The following is a 227-nucleotide window of genomic DNA, read 5'->3' as shown; positions in this document are numbered from 1 at the left end:
GGGTTTACGCAGTGTGGGTTGTTTGCGGTGGAGGTGGCGCTGTTCCGGTTGGTGGAGTCGTGGGGTGTGCGGCCGGATTTCGTGGCGGGGCATTCGATTGGTGAGTTGGTGGCGGCGTATGTGGCGGGTGTGTTGTCGCTGCGGGATGCGTGTGTGTTGGTGGCGGCTCGTGGGCGGTTGATGCAGGCGTTGCCGTCGGGTGGGGTGATGGTGTCGGTGCAGGCCGC

General features: G+C 65.6%; 1 protein-coding gene. It reads left to right on the top strand.

Annotation, left to right across the window (positions count from 1 at the left end; all coding sequences use genetic code 11):
• A partial coding sequence (locus tag NP777_RS47495) for an acyltransferase domain-containing protein (RefSeq protein WP_256656419.1) occupies nucleotides 1-227 on the top strand: 227 nt, incomplete at both ends.

The organism is Streptomyces rugosispiralis (assembly GCF_024505145.1).
Lineage (GTDB): Bacteria > Actinomycetota > Actinomycetes > Streptomycetales > Streptomycetaceae > Streptomyces > Streptomyces rugosispiralis.
This window is presented reverse-complemented; position numbering and strand designations above follow the sequence as displayed.